The following is a 24,277-nucleotide window of genomic DNA, read 5'->3' as shown; positions in this document are numbered from 1 at the left end:
GGGCATGCGTAAGAGCGTGGTGGCACCGGCGGTCCTGGCGGCCGTGCTGGGCTGCGTCGCCGGGTGCGGCGGTGCGGGCCGCACGGGCGCCCCGGGCGCCGGCACCCACTCCCCCAAGCCCGCCGCCGCCCGCATCACGGTCACGAGCAGCGCGTACGCCGAGGGCGGCACGATCCCGCGCCGCTTCACCTGCGACGGAGCCGACATCTCCCCGCCGCTCGCCGTCACCGGCGTGCCCGCCCGCACGGCGTCCCTTGCCCTGGTCCTACAGGACCTGGACGCCCCGCACGGCACGTTCACGCACTGGCTGGCGTGGGGCATCGGGCGCGGCACCGCGCGTCTCGCCGCGGGGGAGCGCCCGCCGGGCGCGACGCAGGGCCGCAACGGCTTCGGGAGGGCCGGCTACGGCGGCCCCTGCCCGCCCCGCGGCGAGCGCCCGCACCGCTACGTCCTCACGGTGTACGCCACCGACCGCCGCCCGGCACTTTCCCCGGACGCCGCCCCGGCCGACCTCCAGAAGGCCCTGACCGGCCACACGCTCGCCGAGGGAACCCTCACCGGCCGCTACGGCCGCTGAGCCCGCCGACCGGGTGACCGTGCCGCCGTGCCGTCCGGCATTTCGGCATACAAGCGAAGATCTCCCCGTACGTTCGCATGATGATCGCACGAGCATGCCGGATCACCGCGGTCTGTGTCCTGGGCGCGGCGCTCGCCGCCTGCGGCGGTGCGGGCGGTGGCCGTCAGGGCCCGGGCAGGTCCGCCGTACCCGTCTCCATCATCCCTCCCGTCGTACGGCCGCCCGTGCTCGCGCCGGGGCCCGGCGGGCTGACCCCGGTCTTCGAGCACGGCCCGCGCACGCGGGGCAAGGCGGTCGCGCTGACCTTCGACGCCGACATGACCGCCGACGAGGAGCGCCGCGCGGCCGCCGGCGAGCACTTCGACAACCCCGGACTCATCAGCGCCCTGCGCGCGCTGAAGGTGCCGGCGACCGTCTTCATGACCGGCCGGTGGGCCGAGGAGTACCCGGCGCAGGCCCGCGCTCTCGGCCGCGACCCGCGTTTCGAGGTCGCCAACCACTCCTACGGCCACGACGCGTTCACCGCCGACTGCCACGGCCTGCCGGCCCTGCCGGCCGACCGGATGCGCGCGGACGTGGAGCGCGCGTACGCCTCCCTGAAGGAGGCGGGCGTGGCGCACCCGATGCCGTACTTCCGCTTCCCCGGCGGCTGTCACGACGAGCGGTCGCTGCGCGCGCTGAGCGGGCTCGGGGTGACGGCGGTGCAGTGGGACGTGGTGAGCGGCGACGCGTTCGCGACGGATGCCGGAGCCGTCGCCCGGCAGGTGCTGGACGGGGTGCGGCCCGGCTCGGTGGTCGTCATGCACTGCACCCGCAGCGCCGCCCCGGCCACCGAGCGGGCCGTCCGCACGGTCGTACCGGAACTGCGCAGGCGCGGCTACCGGTTCGTGAAGGTCTCCGAACTGATCGGGCAGACCGACGGGCACCGGTCAGGGTGAGCGGCGGGAGCTGAGCCAGGCGGCCGTGGCGAAGGCGACGGCGGCGAGCAGGAGCGCCGCGGCCAGCGGCAGCAGCGGCACCGTGATCCGGCCGGTCCGCGAACCGGTGACCAGACCGCTCACCGCGGCCTGCGCCGGGGAGCCGGTGAGCACCACGGACAGCAGCGCGCCCAGCAGCATAGCGGGCACCGCGCGGCCGGTGGAGCGCAGCACCGGCCGGTTGGTGAGCGCGCCGACGGCCGCGCCGATCAGAGCGCAGGCGAGCGTGGCCGGCAGTCCGGCCGCGGCCGCCCTCAGCAGGGGTACGCGGATCTGGTGGCCGTTGTCCGCCGGGGCGCTGATCAGCGTCACCACCGAGGTCGCCACCACCCCGAGCGCCGCCGCCGTGAGCAGCGCGGTCAGCAGGGCGGCGAGGTGGGCGCGGGCGGGGCCGCGCGCGGCGGCGGCACAGGCGCGGGCCGCGTCCGGCTCGCCGGTGGCACAGATCCGCACCAGCCAGGCCGCGACGGGCAGCAGACCGCCGGCCGTGTAGCCGAGCGAGTCGAGGACGGGCTGGCCGCTCTGCACGCCGATTCCCAGGTACGCGGCGTAGAGGAGCACCGGCGGCAGCCAGCGCTGGGAGCGCACCAGCAGGTCCAGCTGGTAGCGCAGGAGTGCGGTCATGGGCGGCTTCCTGGATCGGGGGGTGGCGCGAGGTCGTCGGGGGCCGGTGCGTGGTCCGGGGGCGGGGTGACGCGCACGACGTGCCAGGGCGGGCGGGCCGTGAGCAGGGCGCGCAGCAGGATGTCCGAGTGGGAGGCGGGGACGGTGAGGCGGTAGCCGCCGGGAACCGTCTCCTCGGCGGTGGCGCCGGTCCGTGCCGCCTCGGGCGGCAGCGCCCCGCCGGCCGGGCCCTGCGCGACGATCAGGGCGAGCGGCCCGGCCGGTGAACTCCCGCCGCCCGTACGGGGCTTGAGCCCGCCGTCGAGCACGGTGTACGTCGCGTCCGGTGTTCCGGCCAGCCGGCGCGGGTCGTGGTCGACGAACACCACGGCGCCCCCGGCGGCGGTCCGCTCGGCCACGGCCCGCTCCAGCTCGGCCCGCGCCGCCGCGTCCAGCCCGGTCCAGGCCTCGTCCAGCACCAGCAGCTCCGGCTCGCCGAGCAGGGACTGGGCGACGGCGACCTTCTGGCTGCTTCCCTTGGACAGCCGCGCCATCGGGGTGTCGGCGTGGCCGCCGGCGCCGAACCGCTCCAGCCAGGTGCGTGCGGCGCGCCGTGCCGTCGCGCGGCTCAGGCCGTGCACCGTGCCGAGGTGGGTGAGGTAGCCGAGGGGGGTGAAGGGGAGCGCCGAGGGGAAGCGTTCGGGGACGTACGCCGTGCGCGGGCGGCCGGTGACGCGGCCCTCGGTCGGCGCGTCCAGGCGGGCGAGGAGACGCAGGAGGGTGGACTTTCCGGTGCCGTTCGCTCCTTCTATGCGGGTGAGGGTGCCGGGCGCGATGGTGAGGTCGACGCCTCGTAGCACCCAGGGGCCGCGGATGCCGTAGCGGCGGCCTACGGCGGACAGTCGTAAGGCACATTGCATGCGGCCATTGTGGTCGGTCGTGCCGCGGGGACCGCTGCCCTGTCCGGTCCGTGGGCCGGTCACGCCGTGCCGTGTGCCGTTTAAGGTGGGCTGTTGTGAGCCCTGATGCCATGCCCCCGACCGAGCCCGCGACCGACACGCGTGACGAAGCGCCCCAGTTCGTCCTTCCCCTCGTCGTACGGCTGGAGCGCGCCGCGCCGCCCGCCCGCACCGACGCGCTGGAGACGGCCGCCCGTGCCGTGCTCGTGCTGCTCGGGGACGAGCGGGCGCACGGCGACGGCGCGTGGGCCGAGGCGGTACGCGACTGGGAGGACGCGCGGATCCGCAAGGTGGTCCGGCGGGCCCGCGGGGCCGAGTGGCGGCGGGCCGAGGCGCTGCCCGGGATCACGGTGACCGGCAAGTCGGCCGAGGTACGGGTGTTCCCGCCGGTCCCGCTCGACGGCTGGCCCAAGGACCTGGCCAGACTCCAGGTGTCCGGCACCGAGCTGGACGACCCTGAGCCGCCCGCCGCGCCCGATCCGGCCCAGCCCGTGCTGTGGCTCAACCCGGAGCTGGAGATGTCCGCCGGCAAGGCCATGGCCCAGGCCGGGCACGGCGCGCAACTGGCCTGGTGGGCGCTGCCGGAGGCGGAGCGCGCGGCCTGGCGGGACACGGGCTTCGCGCTCGCCGTCCGCACCGCCGGCCCGACCGACTGGGCGCGGCTGACCGGCAGCGGGCTGCCGGTGGTGCGTGACGCCGGCTTCACCGAGATCGCGCCGGGCTCGTGCACGGTCGTCGCCGATCACCCGGCACTGCGCTAGCAGGGGCCGGCGCGATGACGCGGGTCGACGGCCGGGTCGAACGGGGCAACCGCACCCGGCAGTTGGTGCTGCGCCGCACGGTGGAGATCGCCTCGGTGGAGGGCCTGGAGGCGCTCACCGTCGGACGGCTCGCCACCGAGCTGGAGCTGAGCAAGAGCGGGGTGTTCGCGCTGTTCGGCTCCAAGCAGGAGCTTCAGCTGGCCACCGTGCGGGAGGCCGCACGGATCTTCACCGAGCGGGTGCTCCGGCCCGCGGCGCAGACCCCGGCCGGGGTGGGGCGGGTGTGGCGGCTGTGCGAGCTGTGGCTGGAGTACTCACGCGGCCGGGTGTTCCCCGGCGGCTGCTTCTTCTACGGCGTCATGGCCGAGTACGACGCCCGGACCGGGCCGCTGCACGACGCCGCGGTCCGCGCCCAGCGCGACTGGTCGGCGCACGTGGAGCGCACGATCGACGAGGCCCGTACGGCGGGTGAGCTGCGCGCGGACACGGACGTCCCGCAACTCGCCTTCGAAGTCGTGGCGTTGCTGGAGACGGCGAACGCCCTGTCCGTCCTGCACGACGAGGAGAGCGTGTACCGCAGGGCGCGGGTGGCCGTCGCGGCGCGGCTGCGGGATGCGGCCGTGGACGGCGTCCCGCTCCCTCAAGTCCCGTGATCCGGCACCCGGCTGGAGCCCGGACCGGGTTTCCCGAAAAAAGAGCACGACCGTTCGCTTTGTTTTATGCTCGGGCCATGACTGTGACCGGAACGGACTTCGTGGAACTCGACCGGATCGCCGTCCAGGAGGCCGTGCGCGTGGTGGACCTGGCCACGCCCGCGGACTGGACGCGGGACACCCCCTGCGCCGGCTGGGACCTGCGCCGGCTCGTCGCCCACATGACCGCACAGCACTTCGGGTTCGCCGCCGCGGCGCGCGGCGCGGGGCGGCGGCCGGAGCACTGGCGGGACCCCGAGGACATGAGCGAGCCCGCCCGGACCCACCACTCGGCCGCCGCCTCGGTGCTCGCGGCGTTCGCCGAACCGGGCGCGCAGGGACGGGAGTTCACCCTTCCGGAGCTGGGCGGCGACTTCCCCGGCGACCGAGCGGTCAGCTTCCACTTCATCGACTACGTCGTCCACGCCTGGGACGTGGCGGCCACCCTCGGCATCCCCGTGCGGTTCCCCGCACACGTCCTCGCCGCCGCCCTCGCCGTGGCCCGCGCGGTACCGGCCGACCCCGCCCGGCGCGGCCCCGGCTTCGCGTTCGCCCCGCCCCTGACGGTGGCCGAGGGCTCCGGCACGCTGGAGGAGATCCTGCGCGTGCTGGGCCGCGGCCCCGAGCGGTGGCCCGTGCGGGGCTGAACCTCAAATGTTGCTCTGAACGCGACAGGAACGGGATTCGGCACCGCCCGCCGGGGCGATACCTCCGTCATTCGCACGAGGGGACACGAGGGGAGGGGTCATGCGGGGAAAGGCCATGGGGCGGCTTGGCGCGGGGATCGGCTGGCGGCCGGAGATCGCGGACGCCGTGGAGCGGATGCCGGGGATCGACTGGGTGGAGGTCGTGGCGGAGAACGTCTGCCCGGGGCACCTCCCTCAGTCGCTGCTGCGGCTGCGCGAGCGCGGCGTGACCGTGATCCCGCACGGGGTCTCCCTGGGGCTCGGCGATGCCGACCGCCCGGACGAGGGGCGGCTGACGGCGCTGGCGGAGCGGGCGGAGGCCCTCGGTTCCCCGCTGGTCACCGAGCACATCGCGTTCGTGCGGGCGGGCGGGGCGCTCACCGCGTCCCCCCTGCTGGAGGCCGGGCACCTGCTGCCGGTGCCGCGCACCCGGGACGCCCTGGACGTGCTGTGCGAGAACGTCCGCATCGCGCAGGACGCCCTGCCGGTGCCGCTGGCGCTGGAGAACATCGCCGCGCTGTTCTCCTGGCCGGGAGAGGAGCTGACCGAGGCGCAGTTCCTGTCCGAGCTGGTCGAGCGCACCGGCGTACGGCTGCTGATCGACGTGGCCAACCTGCACACCAACCACGTCAACCGGGGCGAGGACCCGGTCCGGGCGCTGGCCGGTCTGCCGCTGGAGGCGCTCGCCTACGTCCATGTCGCGGGCGGCTTCGAGCGCGACGGGGTGTGGCACGACAGCCACGCCCACCCCGTGCCGCGCCCGGTCCTGGACATCCTGACCGAGCTCGCCGCCCGGACCACGCCGCCCGGAGTGCTGCTGGAGCGCGACGAGAACTTCCCCGAACCGGCCGAACTGGAAAGGGAGTTGACCCTGATCCGGGACGCGGTGACGGCCGGGCGGGAACGAGCCGGCACCGGTGGCGGCACGGGGGCCGCCACCGGTGCCCCCACCTCGGGCGCGGGTGACGCCGACGGTACGGGCAGCGCCGCCGTCGGTGCCGCGCGGGCGGACGGGGGCGGCGTCGCCGTGCTCGCGCGGCCCGTGGAGGCCGCGCGTGAGCGGGTCGGCGTCGCCCAGGCCGCCGTGCTGTCCTCGCTGGTGGCGGGGACGCCGGTGCCGGAGGGGTTCGACCGGGCCCGGATGCGGGTCCAGGCCCGGGCCCTCGCGGCGAAGCGGGCCGACGTGGTGGCGAAGGTGGCTCCGGAGCTGCCGGTGATCCTCGGCGCGGGGTACCGGGAGCTGTTCCTGGAGTACGCGCGCGAGCAGCCGATGAGCGGGGGGTACCGCCGAGACGCCCTGACCTTCGCCGGCCACCTGCTGCACGCCGGCCGCCCGCGGGAGGCGGGGGCGCGCCGGGAGCTGCGGGAGTGGTGGCTGGACCGGTCGGGGCCGGCGCCGAGGCGGCCCGGCGGGCGGGTGGCCCGGATGGCCCGGAAGGTGCTGCCGGGCCACCGGGGCTGAGCGGGAAGTGAGGTCGCTCACCGGTACCGACCCGGTGCAAGCGCCCCAAAGGGGCACGGGGCCGTACCCATGTGCGGCTCCGCCGCGTGGCCGCGACCAGCCACAACGTGCCGGCGGTCGCCGACGCACCGCACGGAAACGGCGATCATGCGCGCACCTCGCCCAGGCCCCGCAGAGAACCGGCGCCAGTAATATGCCAAGCCGCACCACATCCCCCCTGCACACGCGTGCGGTGCGCTACAGGAGGCGCCATGCGACCCCGACCCCCGATCAAGGGCCGAGGCATATTCAGCGGCACCGGGCTGGTCATCGCGGCACTCGCGACCACCGCGGCGGCACTGCTCTACCCGATCTGGTCCTACGCCGACCGGCAGGACACGGCCGACGCGAGCACGCTGAGCACGCAGACCGTCACCACTCCCTACGGTCCGCTGTCGGCCCAGGACAAGGACTTCATCACCAAGGTGCGGCTCGCGGGGCTCTGGGAGCTGCCCGCCGGCGAGCTGGCGGAGCAGAAGGGCACCACGACGGCCGTCCGCACCGCGGGCCAGCACCTGGTCGACGGGCACACCTCGCTGGACGCGCACCTCCGCACGGTCGCCGGCCAGCTCGGCGTTCCCCTGCCGAACGAGCCGAACGCCCAGCAGAAGCAGTGGCTCGCGAACCTGAACGGCGCGCAGGGCGAGGACTTCGACCGCGACTTCGCCGCCGTGCTGCGCCTCGCGCACGGCCGGGTGTACGGGCTGGCCGCCCAGGTCCGGGCCGACACCCAGAACTCCCTGGTCCGCGATCTCGCCGACGACGCCAACGCGACCGTCCTCGACCACATCAAGGTCCTGGAGGCGACGGGGTACGTCGACTTCGCCACGCTCGCCCGGGAGCTGGCGGCCTCCCCCACCCCGGTGCCGACCCCGCCGGCGGTCGCCCCGAGCGCCGCCGTCCCGCTGACGCCGTCGCCGGCCCCGTCGTACTCCCTGCCGCCCGCCACCGCCGGGCCGAGCACCCCCTGACCACGCCGACCGCCCGGAACGGAACGTCACATACCGGCCACACTGCGTCCGGATGGTGAAAAGGGCATGGCGCTCACCCAGGCCGTCGGCATAGAAACTTGTCATGTTCTGGGTTCTTCTCCTGCTCCTGGCCTGGGCTTTCGCCGGTACGGCGTGCACCCGGCTGTGTCTTGCGGCCGTACACGCGGCGGCACCGGACGCGGCCGGTGCCGCGGTGGACCAGGAACGCGCGCACGCGTTGACGCTGTACGAGGCGGCCTTCCTCTCCGGCGGTCCCGCCCGGGTCGCCGATGTGACGATGGTCTCGATGGCCCGGCAGCGGCGCCTGCTGCTCGCGCACACCGGCTGGGCCACGGTGGTGGACCCGCGGGGGCACGATGAGATCGAGCAGTCCGTCATCGGGGCCATCGGGCCGCAGGGCCAGTCCCGGATCCAGCCCGTACGGGCCCGCGCGGCCGGTGCCGAGGCCGTACGGCGGCTCGCCGACCGGCTGGAACGCGCCGGGCTCGCCGTCCCCGACGGTGCCGGCACGACCGTCGCGGCGGCCGTGCGCCAGGTACGGGCGGGCGCGCTGGCCGTGGCGGCGCTCGGCGTGAGCGCGCTGCTGCTGCCCCTGCCCACCGGGACCCCACGGCTGCTGGTCGGCCTGTGGTTCGCCCTGCCGCTCATACTCTCCCTGAGCTGCCTCGCCATCACCCGGTTCGAGGTGCAGCCGTACTCCCGCTGGGCCTCGCCCGCCGGGCTGCGGCTGCTGGACGGACTGACCCGCAGGCCGGCCGGGGACGAGCGGTCGTTCCTCACCTCCGTCGCCGTGCGCGGGATCCGGGCGATCGGCGAGCCGGAACTGCGCGCGGCCTTCACCCATCGCGACCAGCCCTGGCGGGAGTGAGGGCGGCTGCAGGGGGCGCATCGGGGGCATTGGGGCCGACACCGGCCCGATGGTGCTTGCCTTCCCTCACGGCCGAACGAAACATCCCTTGTGATGTCGCCGGGGCGTGGCAGTCGTGCCATCGCCGTCGCCGCACCGAAGGGATACGCGATGAGAGCTGCCGCCCTGTACTCGGCCGCCGGGTCCTTGCTCCTGACCACCCTGGCCGCCGCCCCGGCGGGACACGCTCTCGACGCCGGGCGCGCTCTGCCCGGCGCGCCCGGTGTGCCCGGCGCGGCCGAGCTGCGCGGCACCGCCGTGGCCGCGGCCCGCGCCCGCGCGCGGGGCATCGACTTCGGCGCGTGCTCGCGCGCCGACATCCCCGCGGCGGCGGGCTCCGTGCGGTGCGGCACGGTGAGCGTCCCGCTCGACTACGCCCGCCCGGACGGGCCGCAGATCAAGCTGACCGTCAGCCGGGCCGAGGCGACGCAGAAGGACCCGCGCGACAGCGAGCGGCGGGTACCCCGGCAGGGCGCCCTCGTCTACAACCCGGGCGGCCCCGGCGCCTCCAGCATGGTCTTCCCGCTGATCGGCGCCGTCCCGCAGTGGAAGCAGGTCGCCGCCGCGTACGACCTCGTCGGCTACGCCCCGCGCGGTGTGGGCCGCTCGGCGCCGCTGTCCTGCGAGGACCCCCGGCGCCTCGCCACGGCGCCCGGCGCGGCGCCGGTGCATCCGTCGGCGGCCTACAAGCGGGAGCGGATCGCCCGGGCGAAGGCGTACGCGCGCGGCTGCGCCCGGCGCTCCGGCAGCGGGCTGCGCCACTACACCTCGCTGAACAACGCCCGTGACCTGGACGTCCTGCGGGCCGCGCTGGGCGAGGACCGGCTGACGTTCGTGGGGGCGTCGTACGGCACGTACTTCGGTGCGCTGTACGCCTCGATGTTCCCCTCGCACCTGCGGCGCATGGTGCTGGACGCACCGGTGAACCCGGATCCGGAGAACATCTGGTACCGCTCCAACCTGGACCAGTCGGCCGCGTTCGAGCGGCGCTGGGCGGACTTCAAGGGCTGGATCGCCCGCCACGACGACGTCTACGGGCTCGGGAACACCGCCGGGAAGGTACAGCGCGGCTACGACACCGCGCGCGAGCGCCTGGCCCGGAAGGCGGCGGACGGGAAGGTCGGCCCCAGCCAGCTCCAGGACTCGTTCCTGGGCGCCGGCTACTACGACGACGACTGGCCGAGCCGGGCGGCCGCACTCTCGGCCTATCTCAAGGGCGACCCGAAGCCGCTGGTCCGGCTGGCCGCGGCGGGGCCGGACCCGGCCGCGCGGGCGGCGGCGGAGAACAGCAACGCGGTGTACACGGCGGTGGAGTGCAACGACGCCCCCTGGCCGACGGACTGGAAGACATGGGACCGGGACAACACCCGGCTCGCCCGCGTGGCGCCGTTCGAGACCTGGGACAACGCGTGGATGAACCTGCCGTGCGCCTACTGGCCGGCGCCGCGGCAGAAGCCGCTGGACGTGCGGACCCGGCCCGGTGAGCTGCCGCCGGTGCTGATCCTGGCGGCCGAGCGGGACGCGGCGGCGCCGTACACGGGGGCGCTGGAGATGAACCGGCGGCTGGCCGGTTCGGTCCTGGTGACCGAGCGGGACGCGGGCACGCACGGCATCGCGGGCGGCGCCAACGCGTGCGTCAACGGCCACTTCTGGGCGTACCTGCTGAACGGCCGGGTCCCGGGGCGGCACGCGTCGTGCGCACCGCACCAGGAGCCCCGGCCGACCGCTTCGGCCGGCAAGGGCACGAAGTCCCCGCGGGGTTAGGCCAGGCCCGCCACCAGGTCCGCGACGTCCTTGCGGCGGCCCGTGTAGAACGGGATCTCCTCGCGGACGTGCCGGCGGGCCTCGGAGCCGCGCAGGTGGCGCATGAGGTCGACGATGCGGTACAGCTCGTCGGCCTCGAAGGCCAGGACCCACTCGTAGTCGCCGAGGGAGAACGAGGCGACCGTGTTGGCGCGCACGTCGGGGTAGCCGCGGGCCATCTTGCCGTGGTCGGCGAGCATGCGGCGACGGTCCTCGTCGGGCAGCAGGTACCAGTCGTAGGAGCGCACGAAGGGGTAGACGCTCACGTAGTTGCGCGGCGTCTCGTCGGCGAGGAACGCCGGGATGTGCGAGCGGTTGAACTCGGCCGGGCGGTGCAGCGCCATGTTGGACCACACGGGCTCCAGGGCGCGGCCGAGCTTCGTGCGCCGGAAGAGGTTGTACGCCTCCTGGAGCTGGTCGCTGGTCTCGGCGTGCCACCAGATCATGAGGTCGGCGTCGGCGCGCAGGCCGGAGACGTCGTAGGTGCCGCGGACCGTGACGTCCTTGGCGGCGAGCTGGTCGAACAGCTCCTGGACCTCGTCGGCGTAACCCGCGCGGTCCTCGGGCAGCACGTCCTTCAGCTTGAAGACCGACCACAGGGTGTAACGGATGACCTCGTTGAGGTCCTTGGCCAGCTTGCCCTTGTTCGGGATCCTGCCGGGCTCGGTGGTGGGGGCGTCGTCGCTCATGGTTCCTATTCTCCCGCTCCGCCGTGGAGGCTTTGCACCGGGTTGGCCGCCAGCTCCCGGATTCCGGTCGGATCGCCGCCGAGCCGGTCGACGGCGGCATGCGCGCTCGCGATGCAGGCCGGGATACCGACGCCGTCGTACGGCGCGCCGCACACCGCGAGGCCCGGCAGCTTCGCCACGTGCTCGCGGATGCGGGCCACGCGCGCGTGGTGCCCGACCGGGTACTGCGGCAGGCCGTCGGTCCAGCGGGTGACCCGGGTCCGGAGGGGTTCGGCGTCCAGGCCGGTGGCCTCGCGCAGGTCGTGCCGGGAGACCTCGACCAGGGCGGCGTCGTCGCGCTGGAGGATCTCCGTCTCGCCGTACCGGCCCACGGACGTGCGCAGCACGACCACGTCCGGGTCCTCCTTCGCGATCCAGCCCCACTTGTGGGAGGCGAACGTGGACGCCTTGATGGTGCGGCCGTCGACCGGCGGGACCAGGAAGCCGCTGCCCTCGGGGAGCCTCAGTCCGGCGCGCCGGTAGGCGAGCGTGACCAGGGCCATCGACGCGTACTCGATCGAGCGCAGTTCGGCGGCGGCCGCCGGGGACTCGGCGCCCAGCAGCCCGGCGGCCGCAGGGGCCGGGACGGCGAGGACGACCGCGTCGGCGCGCAGCGCCCGCTCCCCGGCGACCACCCGCCAGCCGCCGTCGGCCTCCCGGCGCAGCTCGCGCACGGGCGTCCCGGTGCGGATCTCGCCGCCGCGCGCGCGGACGGCGTCGGCGACCGCGAGCGGCAGCGTGCCCACGCCGCCCTCGATGCCCATGAAGACCGGGCCGGTCTGCCGGTCGGCGGCCGCCCTGGCCTGGATCTCGCGGACTCCTTCGGTGAGCGAGGTGTGGCTGCGGGCCGCCTGGAAGAGCTGGGGAACGGCCGAGCGCATCGAGATGCGGTACGCGTCGCCCGCGTAGACCCCGCCGAGCAGGGGCTCGACGAGGCGGTCGACGACCTCGCGGCCGAGCCGGGCGGCGACGTACTCCCCCACGGCCACGTCGTCGCCGACCTCGGTGCGCGGCAGGTCGGCGTCGCGCCCGATGCGGGCGAGGCCCTCGGCGGACAGGACGCCGGTGAGGGCGGCGGCGGTGCCGGGCACGCCCATCACATGGCCCTTGGGCATGGGCCGCAGGGCGCCCCGGGTCCAGATCGAGGCGGTCGCGGTGGCCGGCGGCTGCAGGCGCTCATCGAGCCCGACCTCGCGCGCGAGGGCCACCGCCTCGGGGCGGCGGGCGAGCATCGACTCGGCGCCCAGGTCGACCCGCACGCCCGCGATCTCGCCGGGCAGCAGCTTGCCGCCGACCCGGTCCGCGGCCTCCAGCACGGTCACGCGCGCGCCCCGGCCCAGCAGCCGGTGGGCGGCGGCCAGCCCGGCGATCCCGGCTCCGATGACGACGACATGCCCCGTACGCGTACCCGTTGCGCTCATGCCCTCCACTCTCTCAGACCCCTCTGACACTCCCGCCAGGGCCCGAAGGTCCTCTCTGCCGTGCCCCGGTGATCGCGACGCGTCCGGACCGTGACCGCATCGGAACCCGCGCCGTCAAACGTCTGCGCCCGCCCGGCCGTCGTAGGGCCGTCACAGACATCGCAGATCGCCGTCCCCAGGGGGTACCGCCCATGCGCACACCACGTTCCCCACGCCGCCCCGTCCGGCCGCTCGCCGGGCTGCTGCTCGCCGCCTGTCTCGCCCTCGCCGGCTGCGGCGCCGCCGCCGACCAGGGCAACGCCTCGGCGAAGTCCGCCGCGGGCGACGCGGCCCGGCGGCCGGTCACGGGCGTCAACGGCGCGTCCGGCAAGGGCGCTTCGGGCGCCACGGGGTCCGCTCGCCGGACGCCGAGCCTCGCTCCGGACGCCGTCGTCCGCACCGCCTCCCTGACCGTCGAGGTCAAGGACGCCGCCAGGGCCCTGGCCGCGGCCCGGTCGACCGCCGAGGGCGCGGGCGGCTTCGTCGGCGAGGAGAACACCGACCGGGACGCCGACGGCCACGAGCGGACCCGGGTCGTCCTGCGGGTGCCGAACGCGCGGTACGACGAGGTCCTCGCCGCTCTCCAGGGCACCGGCAGGCTCGTCGAGCGCACCGCGAAGGCGGTCGACGTCACCGACCAGGTCGTGGACGTGGACAGCCGGGTGCGGTCGCAGCGGGCCGGCGTGGACCGGGTCCGGGCGCTGATGGGCCGGGCGGACAGGCTGAGCGATGTCGTGTCCCTGGAGGGCGAGTTGAACAGCCGCGAGGCCGATCTGGAGGCCCTGCTGGCGCAGCAGGCGTCCCTGAAGGACCGCACGAGCCTCGCGACCGTCACCCTGTCGCTGTCCGAGAAGCCCGTGCGCAAGGCCGCCCCGGACCGCTCTCCGGGCGTCGTGGACGCCGTGTCCGGCGGCTGGCACGTGTTCGTCACGATGCTGCGCTGGATCGCCCTCGCGCTCGGCGCCGCCCTGCCGTTCGCGGCCTGCGCGGCCCTCACGGCACTGGTGTGGCTGCGGGTCGTACGGCCCCGGCTGCCGCGCCGCGCGAAGCCCGCGCCCGTTCCCGTGCCGACGGCGCTGGGCCCGCTGCCGTCCACGCGCCCGGTACCGGACCCGGACTCCGGCCCTGACGCGCGCGGGACCGGCCGGGACTGAACTGACGCGGCCCCGTAGCGTGTTCCCATGACCATGAGCGATGGGCGGGGCGGCACGGAACGGCTGGTCGTGATCGGCGGTGACGCCGCGGGCATGTCCGCGGCGTCCCAGGCACGCCGGCTGAAAGGGCCCGGCGAGCTGGAGATCGTGGCCTTCGAGCGGGGCCACTTCACCTCCTTCTCGGCGTGCGGCATCCCCTACTGGGTGGGCGGTGACGTCCCCGAGCGGGACGACCTGATCGCCCGCACTCCCGAGGAGCACCGCGCGCGCGACATCGATCTGCGGCTGCGCACGGAGGTCACGGAGATCGACGTGGCCGGGCGGCGGGTACGCGCGCGTGACGTCGATTCCGGCGCCGAGTCCTGGACGGCGTACGACAAGCTCGTCATCGCCACGGGCGCCCGCCCGGTCCGCCCCGACCTGCCCGGCGCGGACGCTCCCGGGGTGCACGGCGTGCAGACCCTGGACGACGGTCAGGCCCTGCTGGAGACGCTGGCACGCGCGCGTGGCCGCAGGGCCGTGGTCGTGGGCGCGGGCTACATCGGCGTGGAGATGGCCGAGGCGCTGATCAACCGCGGCTTCGAGGTGACCGTCGTCAACCGCGGCAGGGAACCCATGTCGACGCTCGACGCGGACATGGGCCGTCTGGTGCACAAGGCCATGGAGGGCCTCGGCATCACCATGGTGAACGACGCCGAGGTCACCGGGATCCGCACCGGGGACGACGGCCACGCGCGCGCGGTGGCCACGGCGCACGCCGAGTACCCGGCGGACGTGGTGGTCCTCGGCATCGGCGTCCGCCCGGAGACCGCGCTCGCCCGCGCCGCCGGTCTCCCGCTCGGCGCGCACGGCGGCCTGCTCACCGACCTCGGGATGCGGGTGCGCGGCCACGAGGACATCTGGGCGGGCGGCGACTGCGTGGAGGTGCTGAACCTGGTCTCCGGCCAGGAGCAGTACGCCCCGCTCGGCACCCACGCCAACAAGCACGGCCAGGTCATCGGCACGAACGCCGGCGGCGGCTACGCCACGTTCCCGGGGGTCGTCGGCACGGCGGTCAGCAAGGTGTGCGACCTGGAGATCGCCCGCACCGGCCTGCGCGAGAAGGACGCCGACCGGGTGGGCCTGCGCTACGAGACCGTCACCATAGAGTCCACCAACCGCGCCGGCTACTACCCCGGCGCCGCCCCCATGACGGTCAAGATGCTCGCCGAACACCGCACGGGCCGGCTGCTGGGCGTCCAGATCGTCGGCAGGGAAGGGGCGGCGAAGCGGGTCGACATCGCGGCGGTCGCGCTGACCGCGCGGATGACGGTGGAGCAGATGACGGCCCTGGACCTGGGCTACGCCCCGCCCTTCTCACCGGTGTGGGACCCGGTCCTGGTGGCGGCGAGAAAGGCGACGGCGAGGGTGCGGGCCGCCGCTGCGGCGGGTGCGGTGTCCTAGGCCGTCCCGCTGATCCTCGGCAGCGAGGCCACGGACGCGCCGGCGGAGACGGCGGCCGGCTGCTCGCCCGCGGGCCGCGCGTGGGTGGCCGCGGGCCGGGTGGAGCGCAGGCGGTGGCCGACCGCCTCGTCCAGCGTCACCGGCCGCCCCGTCTGCGCGGCCAGCCGCCCGGCCTCCTGGCCGAGCCTTGCCACGTCCTCCCAGGGCAGCCGCACCACCAGGGAGATCTCCGCCTCACCGTCGGGCAGAGCATGCATCGCCGATACCTGCGGAGCGTTCGTCATCGCCTGTCCTCACGTCGGTTGAGAACAGATACGCACGGCGCGCCCCGGCCGTTCAGCGATTCGCCCACCGCGTCCCGGGCAGTACTCCTGTGTGGTCATCCCCGTCCATGACGTGAACCCGGTGCGCCGCACTCCCTGGGTGACGTACGCGCTCATCGCGGCCAACGTCGTCGTGTTCCTCCGCACGCCCGGCATGGCGGGCTCCGTGGCCGGCGGCGGCGATCTGGCGCGGCTGTGCCATCTCCAGGCGTTCATGGACCACTACGCGGCGGTGCCGAGGGAGCTGATCCACCATCAGCTGCCGCGGCTGGTGCCGACGGGGCAGCCGGGCGTGGGCCCGCGGGGGCCGGGCTGTGTCGTGGGGCCGCCGTCGTACGACAAGTCCCCGCCCCTGTCGGTGTTCACGGCGATGTTCCTGCACGGCAGCTGGCTGCACCTGCTGGGGAACATGCTGTTCCTGCTGATCTTCGGCAACAACGTCGAGGACCGGATGGGCCATGTCCGGTTCTTCGTCTTCTACGTCGTCTGCGGCTACGCGGCGGGATACGGCTTCGCGCTGCTCAACGCCTCCTCGGGCGACCCGCTGATCGGGGCGTCCGGGGCGATCGCCGGGGTGCTCGGCGCGTACATCGTGCTGTGGCCGAGGGCGCGGGTCTGGGTGCTCGTGCCGTTCCTGGTCTTCCTGCCGCTGCGGCTGCCGGCCTGGCTGGTGCTGGGCTTCTGGTTCGTGCTCCAGGCCGTGTACTCCTCGGGGCACGGCGTCTCCGGCGCCGGCACCGTCGCGTACGCGGCGCACGTGGTCGGCTTCGTCGCGGGCGTGCTGCTCGCCTGGCCCCTCAAGCCAGGCACCCCGCCCCCGCCGGAGCCGCGCGGCCTGCTGTTCGGCAGACGAGCGCGGCCCCGCTCCACATGGTGAGTCAGCGGGCGGTGCGCGTGTGGACGTACTCCGCGAGCCGGGTCAGCGCGTCCGGGTCGGTGTTCGGCATGACTCCGTGGCCGAGGTTGAAGACATGGCCCTCCAGTCCGGCGGCGGCGTCCAGCACCTCCTGGGCCTTGGCCTCGACGGTGTTCTTGTCGGTGAACAGGACCGTCGGGTCGATGTTGCCCTGGAGCGCCTTGCCGGGGCCGACGCGGCGGGCGGCCTCGTCCAGCGGGACGCGCCAGTCGACGCCGACGACGTCCGCGCCGGCCTCGCCCATGAGCTTCAGCAGCTCACCGGTGCCGACACCGAAGTGGATGCGCGGGATGCCGTACCCGGCGACGGCGTCGAAGACCTTCGCCGAGGCGGGCATGGCCGAGTTCCGGTAGTCGGCGGGGGCGAGCGCGCCGGCCCAGGAGTCGAAGAGCTGGACCGCGCTCACGCCGGCCTCGATCTGGACCTTGAGGAACGCGGCCGTGATGTCCGCGAGCCGGTCGAGCAGGTCGGCCCAGAGCTCGGGGTCGCCGTACATCATCGCCTTGGCGTTCTCGTACGTGCGCGACGGACCCCCCTCGACCAGGTAGCTCGCGAGGGTGAAAGGCGCGCCGGCGAAACCGATCAGCGGGGTGGCGCCCAGCTCGCGGGTGAGCAGACCGATGGTCTCGGTGACGTACGGGACGTCCTCGGGGGTGAGGTCGCGCAGCCGGGCGAGGTCGGCGCGGGTGCGGATCGGCTGCTCGACGACCGGGCCGACGCCGGGCTTGATGTCGAGGTCGAGGCCGATGGCCTTGAGCGGGACGACGATGTCGCTGTAGTAGATCGCCGCGTCCACGCCATGGCGCCGTACCGGCTGGAGCGTGATCTCGGCGGCCAGCTCGGGCCGCATGCAGGATTCGAGCATCGGAACGCCCTCGCGGACCTTGCGGTACTCGGGCAGCGAGCGGCCGGCCTGACGCATGAACCACACCGGCGTGTGCGGCACGGGCTCACGCCTGCACGCCTTGAGGAAGGCGCTGTCGTACGTCGCTGTCGGCTGCTGGCCCAGGGGCTCTCCGTTGGCACTCACGACGGCAAGTCTCGCACGGCCGCGAGGAGAGAAGTGCCGCAGCCCTCAGGGGGTGTCTTGCCCTGCACACAGCCGCGCTTCCCCTTACTCTTCCCCGCATGGCTGGGGCTCAGGGACGAATGTCGGACAGCGCTGACGGAATGGACGACGTGAAGGACACCGAGGAGGCGGACCGGCACTCCGGTACCGCGGGCCCACCGGCTTTCCGGGCCGCGGTCGACGCCCTGCGCAACAGCCGGCTGCGGCCGCAGGTCGAGGTGGAGCCCACTCCCGCGCCGCAGCGGCTGGCCCCGCACGCGTACGCGCTGGAGGCCGTGGTGGTCGACGGCGAGCAGGAGCTGGCCGACGGGCGGCTGGTGCTGCTGCACGACCCGGCCGGGCACGACGCCTGGCGCGGGACGTTCCGGCTGGTGACGCTGGTGCGCGCGGAACTGGAGCCGGAGATGGCGGCCGATCCGCTGCTGCCGGAGGTGTGCTGGTCGTGGCTGACCGGGGCGCTGCAGGCGCGCGGGCTGGGCTACGGCGAGCCGAGCGGGACGATCACGCGCGCGAGTTCGCACTACTTCGGCGGGCTGGCCGAGCGGCCGGCCGCCTCGCAGATCGAGATCCGGGCCTCCTGGACGCCCCGCGAGGGCCTCGGCGGAGTGCCGGACACGGCGTCCCATCTGGCCTCCTGGTGCGATCTGCTGGCGCAGGTCGCGGGGCTGCCGCCGGCCGGTCCGGGGGACGCCTCGGTGGTCACGCTGCCGCAGCGCAGGGGCCCGCAGTCACGGTGAGATGACCGCAAGGTTCCCGGGGGTCCCCCGCTTGGACGCCTCATTGACCATCTCTTTGTCGATACGGCCACTTTCGAACCCGGATCGCATCCGCTCGAACCGACTTGATCTTCGGATGATCGATCGCGTGTCCGAATTGCACAGATTGTTACTCACTAGATCGTGATCATTCTCTAAAGGCGGACGAGTTTGCTGCCGAAGACGACTGTGACCTAGAAAGCACGGTTCGTCCCGGCTGATTCCCCACAAGCCGGCCCCGTCCCCCCACCCCAGGAGGCCTGGTGTCCGTTCTCCTCGAGCAGCCCGCAAGCCTGGTCGCCTACCGCCCGAACAAGCCGACCGCCATGGTGGTCGTGGCCGACCCGCGCGTCCGCTCCACCGTCACCCGTCACCTGTGGGCGCTCGGCGTGCGCGATGTCATCGAGGCCTCGTCCATCGCGGAGGCTCGTCCCCGCATCGGCAACCCCCGCGACATCTGCGTCGCCGACGTCCACCTGCCCGACGGCTCCGGCCTGACCCTCCTGTCCGAGACCCGCGCCGCGGGCTGGCCCAACGGGCTGGCGCTGTCCGCGGCCGACGACATCGGCGCGGTCCGCAACGCGCTGGCCGGCGGCGTCAAGGGCTACGTCGTCACCGGCACCCGTACCAACATCGGCCTGCCCGCCCGGCCCGGCGCCGCTCCCCTCGGCGCCGCCCGGATGCACCGCCGCCCCCCGGGTGCCCCGAGTCACCCGGGTGGCTACCGCGAGCTGTCCGGCCGCGAGGTCGAGGTGCTGCGCCTGGTCGCGGAGGGCCAGTCCAACAAGGCCATCGGCGTCTCGATGGGCCTGTCCGCCCTGACCGTCAAGAGCCACCTCGCCCGCATCGCCCGCAAGCTGGGCACGGGCGACCGCGCCGGCATGGTGGCCGTGGCCCTGCGCACCGGGATCATCCACTGAGCCGTTCGGCGCAGCGACCGATTCACCCGCGCGAGGTCTTCGCGCCCCCGGGCTGACCGGTTTACGACCCTCCCGCGCCCGTCGACGGAACGTTCCGTCGACGGGCGCAGTCCATACACGGATACCCTTGACAGGTGACCGACGCCCAAGACACCGCAGCAGACAGTTCCCTGCGCACCACCGGAGGCACTCCTCCGGACGACGCCGGATCTTCTGTGACGGGGGCGCCGACGCCGCTGCTCGAACCCCGCGAGGGCATTCCGCCCGTGATCGCCGACGCGGCCTCCCTCACCGAGGTGATCTCCGCGTTCGCCGCCGGCTCCGGCCCCGTCGCCGTCGACGCCGAGCGCGCCTCCGGATACCGCTACGGCCAGCGCGCCTACCTGGTGCAGCTGCGCCGCGAGGGCGCCGGGACGGCGCTGATCGACCCGGTGGCCTGCCCCGACCTGTCCGGGCTCGGCGCGGCGCTGTCCGGCGCCGAGTGGGACCTGCACGCCGCCACCCAGGACCTGCCCTGCCTGCGCGAGATAGGCATGATCCCGACCCGGCTGTTCGACACCGAACTGGCCGGCCGGCTGGCCGGTTTCCCCCGGGTCGGCCTCGGCGCCATGGTCGAGGGCGTCCTCGGCTACGTCCTGGAGAAGGGCCACTCCGCCGTCGACTGGTCGACCCGCCCGCTGCCCGAGCCCTGGCTGCGGTACGCCGCCCTCGACGTGGAGCTGCTCGTCGACCTGCGCGACGCCCTGGAGAAGGAGCTGGACCGCCAGGGCAAGCTGGAGTGGGCCCTCCAGGAGTTCGACGCGATCGCGACGGCACCGCCCGCCGAGCCGCGCAAGGACCCCTGGCGGCGCACGTCCGGGATGCACAAGGTAAGGCGGCGCCGGCAGCTCGGCGTCGTACGGGAGCTGTGGGAGACCCGCGACCGGATCGCGCAGCGCCGGGACGTGTCGCCGGGCAAGGTGCTGAGCGACGCGGCCATCGTGGAGGCTGCGCTGTCCCTTCCTGCCAACGTCCACGCGCTCGCGGCGCTGAACGGCTTCGGGCACCGGATGGGGCGGCGGCAGCTGGAGCAGTGGCAGGCGGCCGTCGACCGGGCCAAGGCGCTGCCGGACACCGCGCTGCCGCAGCCGGGCCAGCCCGTGGCCGGGCCGCCGCCGCCGCGCGCCTGGGCCGACAAGGACCCCGCCGCCGCGGCCCGCCTCTCCTCGGCCCGGGCGGGGGTCACCGCCCTCGCCGAGCAGCTCAACCTGCCGCAGGAGAACCTGGTGGCGCCGGACACGGTGCGGCGCATCTGCTGGGAGCCGCCGAAGGCCGTCGACACCGACTCCGTGGAGGCCGCGCTGACCGGCTACGGCGCGCGCCCCTGGCAGGTGGCCCTGGTGACGCCGGTGCTGGTGAAGGCGCTCTCGGCGAAGGGGGCCTGAACGATCTCCCCGTGGGTGCCGTAGGGGCCACGGAAGCGGAGCCGGGACGTCGAGATCACGCCAAGATCCGGGGAGGGCGCGCAGCAGAAGGGGGCGGGGAAGGGAAGGGGACACCGCGCCGGCCGTCTTGACGCCGGTCCACACGGAGGTGACCGCGGGCATGTGACGTTCGCCGCTCCGGCCGAGGGGACTGGGCAGCTACATTACTCACAAGTAGCATGGTCGTAAGCAAGCGCTCAGCGTCCCATTCTGGAGGAGAGCCATCGTGCCTCGTACCGTCAGGGACGTCGTCTTCGTCGACGGCGTCCGCACCCCGTTCGGCAAGGCGGGCCCGAAGGGCATCTACCACGAGACCCGCGCCGACGACCTCGTCGTGAAGGCGATCCGGGAGCTGCTGCGCCGCAACCCCGGTCTGGACCCCAAGAAGATCGACGAGGTCGCCATCGCCGCGACCACGCAGATCGGTGACCAGGGTCTGACCCTCGGCCGTACCGCCGGCATCCTCGCGGGCCTGCCGCAGTCCGTGCCGGGCTACTCGATCGACCGCATGTGCGCCGGCGCCCTGACCGCCGTCACCACCACCGCCGGCTCGATCGCCTTCGGCGCCTACGACGCCGTCATCGCCGGTGGCGTGGAGCACATGGGCCGCCACCCGATGGGCGAGGGCGTGGACCCGAACCCGCGGTTCGTGAGCGAGAAGCTCGTCGACGAGTCCGCCCTGTTCATGGGCATGACCGCCGAGAACCTGCACGACCGGTACCCGACGATCACCAAGCAGCGCGCCGACGAGTACGCGGTGCGCTCGCAGGAGAAGGCCGCCAAGGCGTACGCCGACGGCAAGATCCAGCAGGACCTGGTGCCGATCTCGGTGCGCCGCACCAACCCGGAGGCCGGCGAGACAGGCTGGGGTCTGGTCACCGCCGACGAGCCGATGCGTCCGGGTACGACGCTGGAGAACCTCTCCGGTCTGAAGACGCCGTTCCGCGTGCACGGGCGCGTCACCGCCGGTAACGCCGCCGGTCTCAACGACGGTGCGACCGCCTCGATCATCGCCTCCGAGGACTTCGCCCGCGAGCACGACCTGCCGGTCAAGATGCGCCTCGTCTCGTACGCCTTCGCGGGCGTCGAGCCGGAGGTCATGGGCTACGGCCCGATCCCGGCCACGGAGAAGGCCCTCGCCAAGGCCGGTCTGTCGATCGAGGACATCAACCTCTTCGAGATCAACGAGGCCTTCGCCGTCCAGGTCCTGGCCTTCCTGGAGCACTACGGCATCGCCGACGACGACGCGCGCGTCAACCAGTACGGCGGCGCCATCGCCTTCGGTCACCCGCTGGCCTCCTCCGGCGTCCGTCTGATGACGCAGCTGGCCCGCCAGTTCGAGGAGCAGCCGCACGTCCGCTACGGCCTGACCACCATGTGCGTCGGCTTCGGCATGGGCGCGACGGTCATCTGGGAGAACCCGCACTTCGAGGGGGACAAGTGAGCACCACCGCCGAGCTTCTGCAGCAGGCCTCCGCGCAGTTCCCCGACGAGGTCGTCACGTCCGCGCACGTACGCCACCTCGACCTGCCCTTCGGTGCGGGCCGCTTCGCGCTGATCACGCTGGACAACGGCCTGGACCACACCAAGCCGACCACCTTCGGCCCGGCCTCGCTGGCGAACCTCGACGCCGCGATCGACCAGGTCGAGAAGGAGGCCGCGGACGGCGGGATCGTCGGCGCCGGCATCACCGGCAAGCCGTTCATCTTCGCGGTCGGCGCCGACCTCAAGGGCGTGGAGATCCTCAAGGAGCACGAGCACGCCCTCGCCATCGGCAAGGGCGGCCACGAGGTCTTCAAGCGCCTGGCCAAGCTGGCCGTGCCGACCTTCGCCTACTACAACGGCGCCGCGATGGGCGGCGGCGTCGAGGTCGGTCTGCACTGCTCCTACCGGACCGTCTCCAAGGCGATCCCGGCGTTCTCGCTGCCCGAGGTCTTCCTCGGTCTGGTCCCGGGCTGGGGCGGCTGCGCGCTGCTGCCGAACCTGATCGGCGCCGACAAGGCCGTCTCGGTCATCATCGAGAACAGCCTGAACCAGAACAAGCAGCTCAAGGGCCAGCAGGTCTTCGACCTCGGCATCGCCGACGCGCTCTTCGAGGGCGCCGACTTCCTGGAGCAGTCGCTGCTGTGGACCGCCCAGGTCCTCAAGGGCGACGTCACCGTCGAGCGCCCGGTGATCGACCGCGGCGAGGCCTGGGACCAGGCCGTCGCGCGGGGCCGCTTCGTCGCGGACTCCAAGGTGCACGGTGCCGCCCCGGCCGCCTACCGCGCCCTCGACATCATCGAGGCCGCCAAGAACGGCGACCTCCAGCAGGGCTTCGACGCCGAGGACCAGGCGCTCGCCGACCTGATCATGGGCGGCGAACTGCGCGCGGGCATCTACGCGTTCAACCTGGTGCAGAAGCGCGGCAAGCGTCCCGCCGGCGCCCCGGACAAGAACCTGGCCCGCCCGGTCACCAAGGTCGGCGTCGTCGGCGCCGGTCTGATGGCCAGCCAGCTCGCGCTGCTGTTCCTGCGCCGCCTGGAGGTGCCGGTCGTGCTGACCGACATCGACCAGGAGCGCGTCGACAAGGGTGTGGGCTACGTCCACGCCGAGATCGACAAGCTGCTCGGCAAGGGCCGCATCAACCAGGACAAGGCCAACCGCCTCAAGGCGCTGGTGACCGGCGTCCTGGACAAGGCCGAGGGCTTCGCGGACGCGGACTTCGTCATCGAGGCCGTGTTCGAGGAGATCGGTGTCAAGCAGCAGGTGTTCGCGGAGGTCGAGGCCGTCGCCCCGGCGCACGCGATCCTCGCGACCAACACCTCCTCGCTGTCGGTGTCGGAGATGGCGTCGAAGCTGAAGCACCCCGAGCGGGTCGTCGGCTTCCACTTCTTCAACCCGGTCGCCGTGCTGCCGCTGCTGGAGATCGTCCGCGGCGAGAAGACGGACGACGCCTCGCTCGCGACCGCGTTCGCCGTCGCCAAGAAGCTGAAGAAGACCGCGGTCCTGGTCAAGGACGCCCCGGCGTTCGTCGTGAACCGCATCCTGACCCGCTTCATGGGCGAGATCCAGAACGTCATCGACGAGGGCACCCCGGTCGAGGTCGCCGAGAAGGCCGTCGAGCCGCTCGGTCTGCCGATGTCCCCGCTGGTGCTGCTGGAGCTGGTCGGCCCGGCGATCGGCCTGCACGTCTCCGAGACGCTGAACCGGGCCTTCCCGGACCGCTTCACGGTCTCCCCCAACCTCGCGGCCGTCGTCAAGGCGGGCAAGCGCGGCTTCTACGTGTACGACAGCGGGAAGCCGGAGCTGGACCCCGAGGTCGCCGCGCTGCTGAAGCAGGGCGATGTCGTCCTGACGCAGGAGCAGGTCCGCGAGCGCGTCCTGGACGCCGTCGCCCAGGAGATCGGGCTCATGCTCGACGAGGGCGTCGTCGCCGAGGCGCAGGACATCGACCTGTGCCTGATCACGGGCGCCGGCTGGCCCTTCCACCTGGGCGGCGTCACGCCGTACCTGGACCGTGAGGGTGTCTCGGAGCGCGTGAACGGCAAGAAGTTCCTCGCCCCGGGCGTGGCGTCGGTCCCGGCGTAACACCGGACGCAGTGTGAA

General features: G+C 73.9%; 23 protein-coding genes. 17 read left to right on the top strand and 6 right to left on the bottom strand.

From position 1 onward, the window contains the following. Nucleotides 1-4 precede the first annotated feature (4 nt). On the top strand, nucleotides 5-577 hold the full coding sequence (locus AC4OXY_RS35530) for a YbhB/YbcL family Raf kinase inhibitor-like protein (RefSeq protein ID WP_491991671.1): 573 nt from the start codon (nucleotides 5-7) through the stop codon (nucleotides 575-577). A gap of 80 nt (nucleotides 578-657) precedes the next feature. Further along, the gene (locus tag AC4OXY_RS35525; protein WP_491991670.1) at nucleotides 658-1,515 is read left to right on the top strand and encodes a polysaccharide deacetylase family protein; all 858 of its coding nucleotides are present in this window, start codon (nucleotides 658-660) and stop codon (nucleotides 1,513-1,515) included. Here AC4OXY_RS35525 and AC4OXY_RS35520 read toward each other — a convergent pair. Further along, nucleotides 1,507-2,178 (bottom strand): ABC transporter, encoded by a 672-nt coding sequence (locus tag AC4OXY_RS35520; RefSeq protein WP_356021754.1) that lies wholly within the window; start codon nucleotides 2,176-2,178, stop codon nucleotides 1,507-1,509. The two genes, AC4OXY_RS35525 and AC4OXY_RS35520, sit on opposite strands and share 9 nt — an antisense overlap. Further along, nucleotides 2,175-3,077 (bottom strand): ABC transporter ATP-binding protein, encoded by a 903-nt coding sequence (locus tag AC4OXY_RS35515; RefSeq protein ID WP_491991669.1) that lies wholly within the window; start codon nucleotides 3,075-3,077, stop codon nucleotides 2,175-2,177. Before AC4OXY_RS35515 ends, AC4OXY_RS35520 begins: the two co-directional genes overlap by 4 nt. 110 nt (nucleotides 3,078-3,187) lie before the next feature. Between AC4OXY_RS35515 and AC4OXY_RS35510 the strand changes: the two genes are divergently transcribed. The 7 genes from AC4OXY_RS35510 (at nucleotide 3,188) to AC4OXY_RS35480 (ending at nucleotide 10,419) form a co-directional block, all read left to right on the top strand. Further along, nucleotides 3,188-3,877 (top strand): peptidyl-tRNA hydrolase, encoded by a 690-nt coding sequence (locus AC4OXY_RS35510; protein ID WP_402064571.1) that lies wholly within the window; start codon nucleotides 3,188-3,190, stop codon nucleotides 3,875-3,877. A gap of 14 nt (nucleotides 3,878-3,891) precedes the next feature. Continuing rightward, nucleotides 3,892-4,530 (top strand): TetR/AcrR family transcriptional regulator, encoded by a 639-nt coding sequence (locus AC4OXY_RS35505; protein ID WP_362821124.1) that lies wholly within the window; start codon nucleotides 3,892-3,894, stop codon nucleotides 4,528-4,530. Nucleotides 4,531-4,607: 77 nt separating this feature from the next. Beyond that, nucleotides 4,608-5,216: a TIGR03086 family metal-binding protein gene (locus AC4OXY_RS35500; protein ID WP_491991668.1), complete on the top strand. Its 609-nt coding sequence runs from the start codon at nucleotides 4,608-4,610 to the stop codon at nucleotides 5,214-5,216. 115 nt (nucleotides 5,217-5,331) lie between these two features. Next, complete coding sequence (locus tag AC4OXY_RS35495; protein WP_491994683.1) at nucleotides 5,332-6,717, top strand: MbnB/TglH/ChrH family RiPP precursor modification enzyme; 1,386 nt, start codon at nucleotides 5,332-5,334, stop codon at nucleotides 6,715-6,717. Between the two features lie 251 nt (nucleotides 6,718-6,968). Then, a complete protein-coding gene (locus AC4OXY_RS35490; protein WP_491991667.1) occupies nucleotides 6,969-7,727 on the top strand; it encodes a DUF4142 domain-containing protein in 759 nt (252 codons plus the stop codon). Between the two features lie 103 nt (nucleotides 7,728-7,830). Beyond that, nucleotides 7,831-8,616: a TIGR04222 domain-containing membrane protein gene (locus AC4OXY_RS35485; RefSeq protein ID WP_356021744.1), complete on the top strand. Its 786-nt coding sequence runs from the start codon at nucleotides 7,831-7,833 to the stop codon at nucleotides 8,614-8,616. Between the two features lie 150 nt (nucleotides 8,617-8,766). Continuing rightward, nucleotides 8,767-10,419: an alpha/beta hydrolase gene (locus AC4OXY_RS35480; protein ID WP_491991666.1), complete on the top strand. Its 1,653-nt coding sequence runs from the start codon at nucleotides 8,767-8,769 to the stop codon at nucleotides 10,417-10,419. Here the strand turns inward: AC4OXY_RS35480 and hemQ are convergent. Both hemQ and hemG read right to left on the bottom strand, forming a co-directional pair. After that, nucleotides 10,416-11,147, bottom strand: coding sequence for a hydrogen peroxide-dependent heme synthase (gene hemQ / locus AC4OXY_RS35475; protein ID WP_071373478.1), 732 nt, complete (start codon nucleotides 11,145-11,147; stop codon nucleotides 10,416-10,418). The two genes, AC4OXY_RS35480 and hemQ, sit on opposite strands and share 4 nt — an antisense overlap. 5 nt (nucleotides 11,148-11,152) lie before the next feature. After that, nucleotides 11,153-12,607: a protoporphyrinogen oxidase gene (gene hemG, locus AC4OXY_RS35470; protein ID WP_362821119.1), complete on the bottom strand. Its 1,455-nt coding sequence runs from the start codon at nucleotides 12,605-12,607 to the stop codon at nucleotides 11,153-11,155. A 191-nt stretch (nucleotides 12,608-12,798) separates the two neighbouring features. Between hemG and AC4OXY_RS35465 the strand changes: the two genes are divergently transcribed. Together AC4OXY_RS35465 and AC4OXY_RS35460 are read left to right on the top strand one after the other, a co-directional pair. Beyond that, entirely contained in the window at nucleotides 12,799-13,800 is a 1,002-nt protein-coding gene (locus AC4OXY_RS35465; RefSeq protein ID WP_356021739.1) for a DUF4349 domain-containing protein, read from the top strand. Nucleotides 13,801-13,827: 27 nt separating this feature from the next. Beyond that, nucleotides 13,828-15,243 (top strand): FAD-dependent oxidoreductase, encoded by a 1,416-nt coding sequence (locus AC4OXY_RS35460; protein ID WP_491991665.1) that lies wholly within the window; start codon nucleotides 13,828-13,830, stop codon nucleotides 15,241-15,243. On the opposite strand, the gene AC4OXY_RS35455 is transcribed toward AC4OXY_RS35460, so the two are convergent. Next, complete coding sequence (locus AC4OXY_RS35455; protein WP_356021735.1) at nucleotides 15,240-15,527, bottom strand: hypothetical protein; 288 nt, start codon at nucleotides 15,525-15,527, stop codon at nucleotides 15,240-15,242. The two genes, AC4OXY_RS35460 and AC4OXY_RS35455, sit on opposite strands and share 4 nt — an antisense overlap. Nucleotides 15,528-15,618: 91 nt before the next feature. On the opposite strand from AC4OXY_RS35455, the gene AC4OXY_RS35450 reads away from it, so the two are divergent. Beyond that, nucleotides 15,619-16,443: a rhomboid family intramembrane serine protease gene (locus tag AC4OXY_RS35450; RefSeq protein WP_356021733.1), complete on the top strand. Its 825-nt coding sequence runs from the start codon at nucleotides 15,619-15,621 to the stop codon at nucleotides 16,441-16,443. A gap of 1 nt (nucleotide 16,444) precedes the next feature. On the opposite strand, the gene hemE is transcribed toward AC4OXY_RS35450, so the two are convergent. Further along, complete coding sequence (hemE, locus tag AC4OXY_RS35445) at nucleotides 16,445-17,512, bottom strand: uroporphyrinogen decarboxylase (protein WP_362821116.1); 1,068 nt, start codon at nucleotides 17,510-17,512, stop codon at nucleotides 16,445-16,447. 98 nt (nucleotides 17,513-17,610) lie between these two features. Between hemE and AC4OXY_RS35440 the strand changes: the two genes are divergently transcribed. The 5 genes from AC4OXY_RS35440 to AC4OXY_RS35420 all read left to right on the top strand — a co-directional run bounded on the left by AC4OXY_RS35440 (nucleotide 17,611) and on the right by AC4OXY_RS35420 (nucleotide 24,259). Then, nucleotides 17,611-18,288, top strand: coding sequence for a DUF3000 domain-containing protein (locus tag AC4OXY_RS35440; RefSeq protein ID WP_376286693.1), 678 nt, complete (start codon nucleotides 17,611-17,613; stop codon nucleotides 18,286-18,288). A gap of 281 nt (nucleotides 18,289-18,569) precedes the next feature. Continuing rightward, on the top strand, nucleotides 18,570-19,226 hold the full coding sequence (locus AC4OXY_RS35435) for a response regulator transcription factor (RefSeq protein ID WP_069778144.1): 657 nt from the start codon (nucleotides 18,570-18,572) through the stop codon (nucleotides 19,224-19,226). Nucleotides 19,227-19,360: 134 nt separating this feature from the next. Next, nucleotides 19,361-20,650, top strand: coding sequence for an HRDC domain-containing protein (locus tag AC4OXY_RS35430; RefSeq protein ID WP_376286696.1), 1,290 nt, complete (start codon nucleotides 19,361-19,363; stop codon nucleotides 20,648-20,650). Between the two features lie 265 nt (nucleotides 20,651-20,915). After that, complete coding sequence (locus AC4OXY_RS35425) at nucleotides 20,916-22,133, top strand: thiolase family protein (protein ID WP_356021727.1); 1,218 nt, start codon at nucleotides 20,916-20,918, stop codon at nucleotides 22,131-22,133. Next, nucleotides 22,130-24,259 (top strand): 3-hydroxyacyl-CoA dehydrogenase NAD-binding domain-containing protein, encoded by a 2,130-nt coding sequence (locus tag AC4OXY_RS35420; protein ID WP_356021725.1) that lies wholly within the window; start codon nucleotides 22,130-22,132, stop codon nucleotides 24,257-24,259. The genes AC4OXY_RS35425 and AC4OXY_RS35420 overlap by 4 nt, the downstream gene beginning before the upstream one ends. Nucleotides 24,260-24,277 lie beyond the last annotated feature (18 nt).

This window comes from Streptomyces sp. HUAS MG56, from assembly GCF_058673395.1.
This window is presented reverse-complemented; position numbering and strand designations above follow the sequence as displayed.

Bases quoted from the DNA above. Each gene is read 5' to 3' on its own strand.
- AC4OXY_RS35485 (WP_356021744.1), top strand. From the start codon at position 7,831: ATGTTCTGGGTTCTTCTCCTGCTCCTGGCCTGGGCTTTCGCCGGTACG.
- hemG (WP_362821119.1), bottom strand. From the start codon at position 12,607: ATGAGCGCAACGGGTACGCGTACGGGGCATGTCGTCGTCATCGGAGCC.
- AC4OXY_RS35455 (WP_356021735.1), bottom strand. From the start codon at position 15,527: ATGACGAACGCTCCGCAGGTATCGGCGATGCATGCTCTGCCCGACGGT.
- AC4OXY_RS35500 (WP_491991668.1), top strand. From the start codon at position 4,608: ATGACTGTGACCGGAACGGACTTCGTGGAACTCGACCGGATCGCCGTC.
- AC4OXY_RS35440 (WP_376286693.1), top strand. From the start codon at position 17,611: ATGGCTGGGGCTCAGGGACGAATGTCGGACAGCGCTGACGGAATGGAC.
- AC4OXY_RS35525 (WP_491991670.1), top strand. From the start codon at position 658: ATGATCGCACGAGCATGCCGGATCACCGCGGTCTGTGTCCTGGGCGCG.
- AC4OXY_RS35490 (WP_491991667.1), top strand. From the start codon at position 6,969: ATGCGACCCCGACCCCCGATCAAGGGCCGAGGCATATTCAGCGGCACC.
- hemQ (WP_071373478.1), bottom strand. From the start codon at position 11,147: ATGAGCGACGACGCCCCCACCACCGAGCCCGGCAGGATCCCGAACAAG.
- AC4OXY_RS35515 (WP_491991669.1), bottom strand. From the start codon at position 3,077: ATGCAATGTGCCTTACGACTGTCCGCCGTAGGCCGCCGCTACGGCATC.
- AC4OXY_RS35510 (WP_402064571.1), top strand. From the start codon at position 3,188: ATGCCCCCGACCGAGCCCGCGACCGACACGCGTGACGAAGCGCCCCAG.
- AC4OXY_RS35495 (WP_491994683.1), top strand. From the start codon at position 5,332: ATGGGGCGGCTTGGCGCGGGGATCGGCTGGCGGCCGGAGATCGCGGAC.
- AC4OXY_RS35530 (WP_491991671.1), top strand. From the start codon at position 5: ATGCGTAAGAGCGTGGTGGCACCGGCGGTCCTGGCGGCCGTGCTGGGC.
- AC4OXY_RS35465 (WP_356021739.1), top strand. From the start codon at position 12,799: ATGCGCACACCACGTTCCCCACGCCGCCCCGTCCGGCCGCTCGCCGGG.
- AC4OXY_RS35480 (WP_491991666.1), top strand. From the start codon at position 8,767: ATGAGAGCTGCCGCCCTGTACTCGGCCGCCGGGTCCTTGCTCCTGACC.
- AC4OXY_RS35505 (WP_362821124.1), top strand. From the start codon at position 3,892: ATGACGCGGGTCGACGGCCGGGTCGAACGGGGCAACCGCACCCGGCAG.
- AC4OXY_RS35520 (WP_356021754.1), bottom strand. From the start codon at position 2,178: ATGACCGCACTCCTGCGCTACCAGCTGGACCTGCTGGTGCGCTCCCAG.
- AC4OXY_RS35460 (WP_491991665.1), top strand. From the start codon at position 13,828: ATGACCATGAGCGATGGGCGGGGCGGCACGGAACGGCTGGTCGTGATC.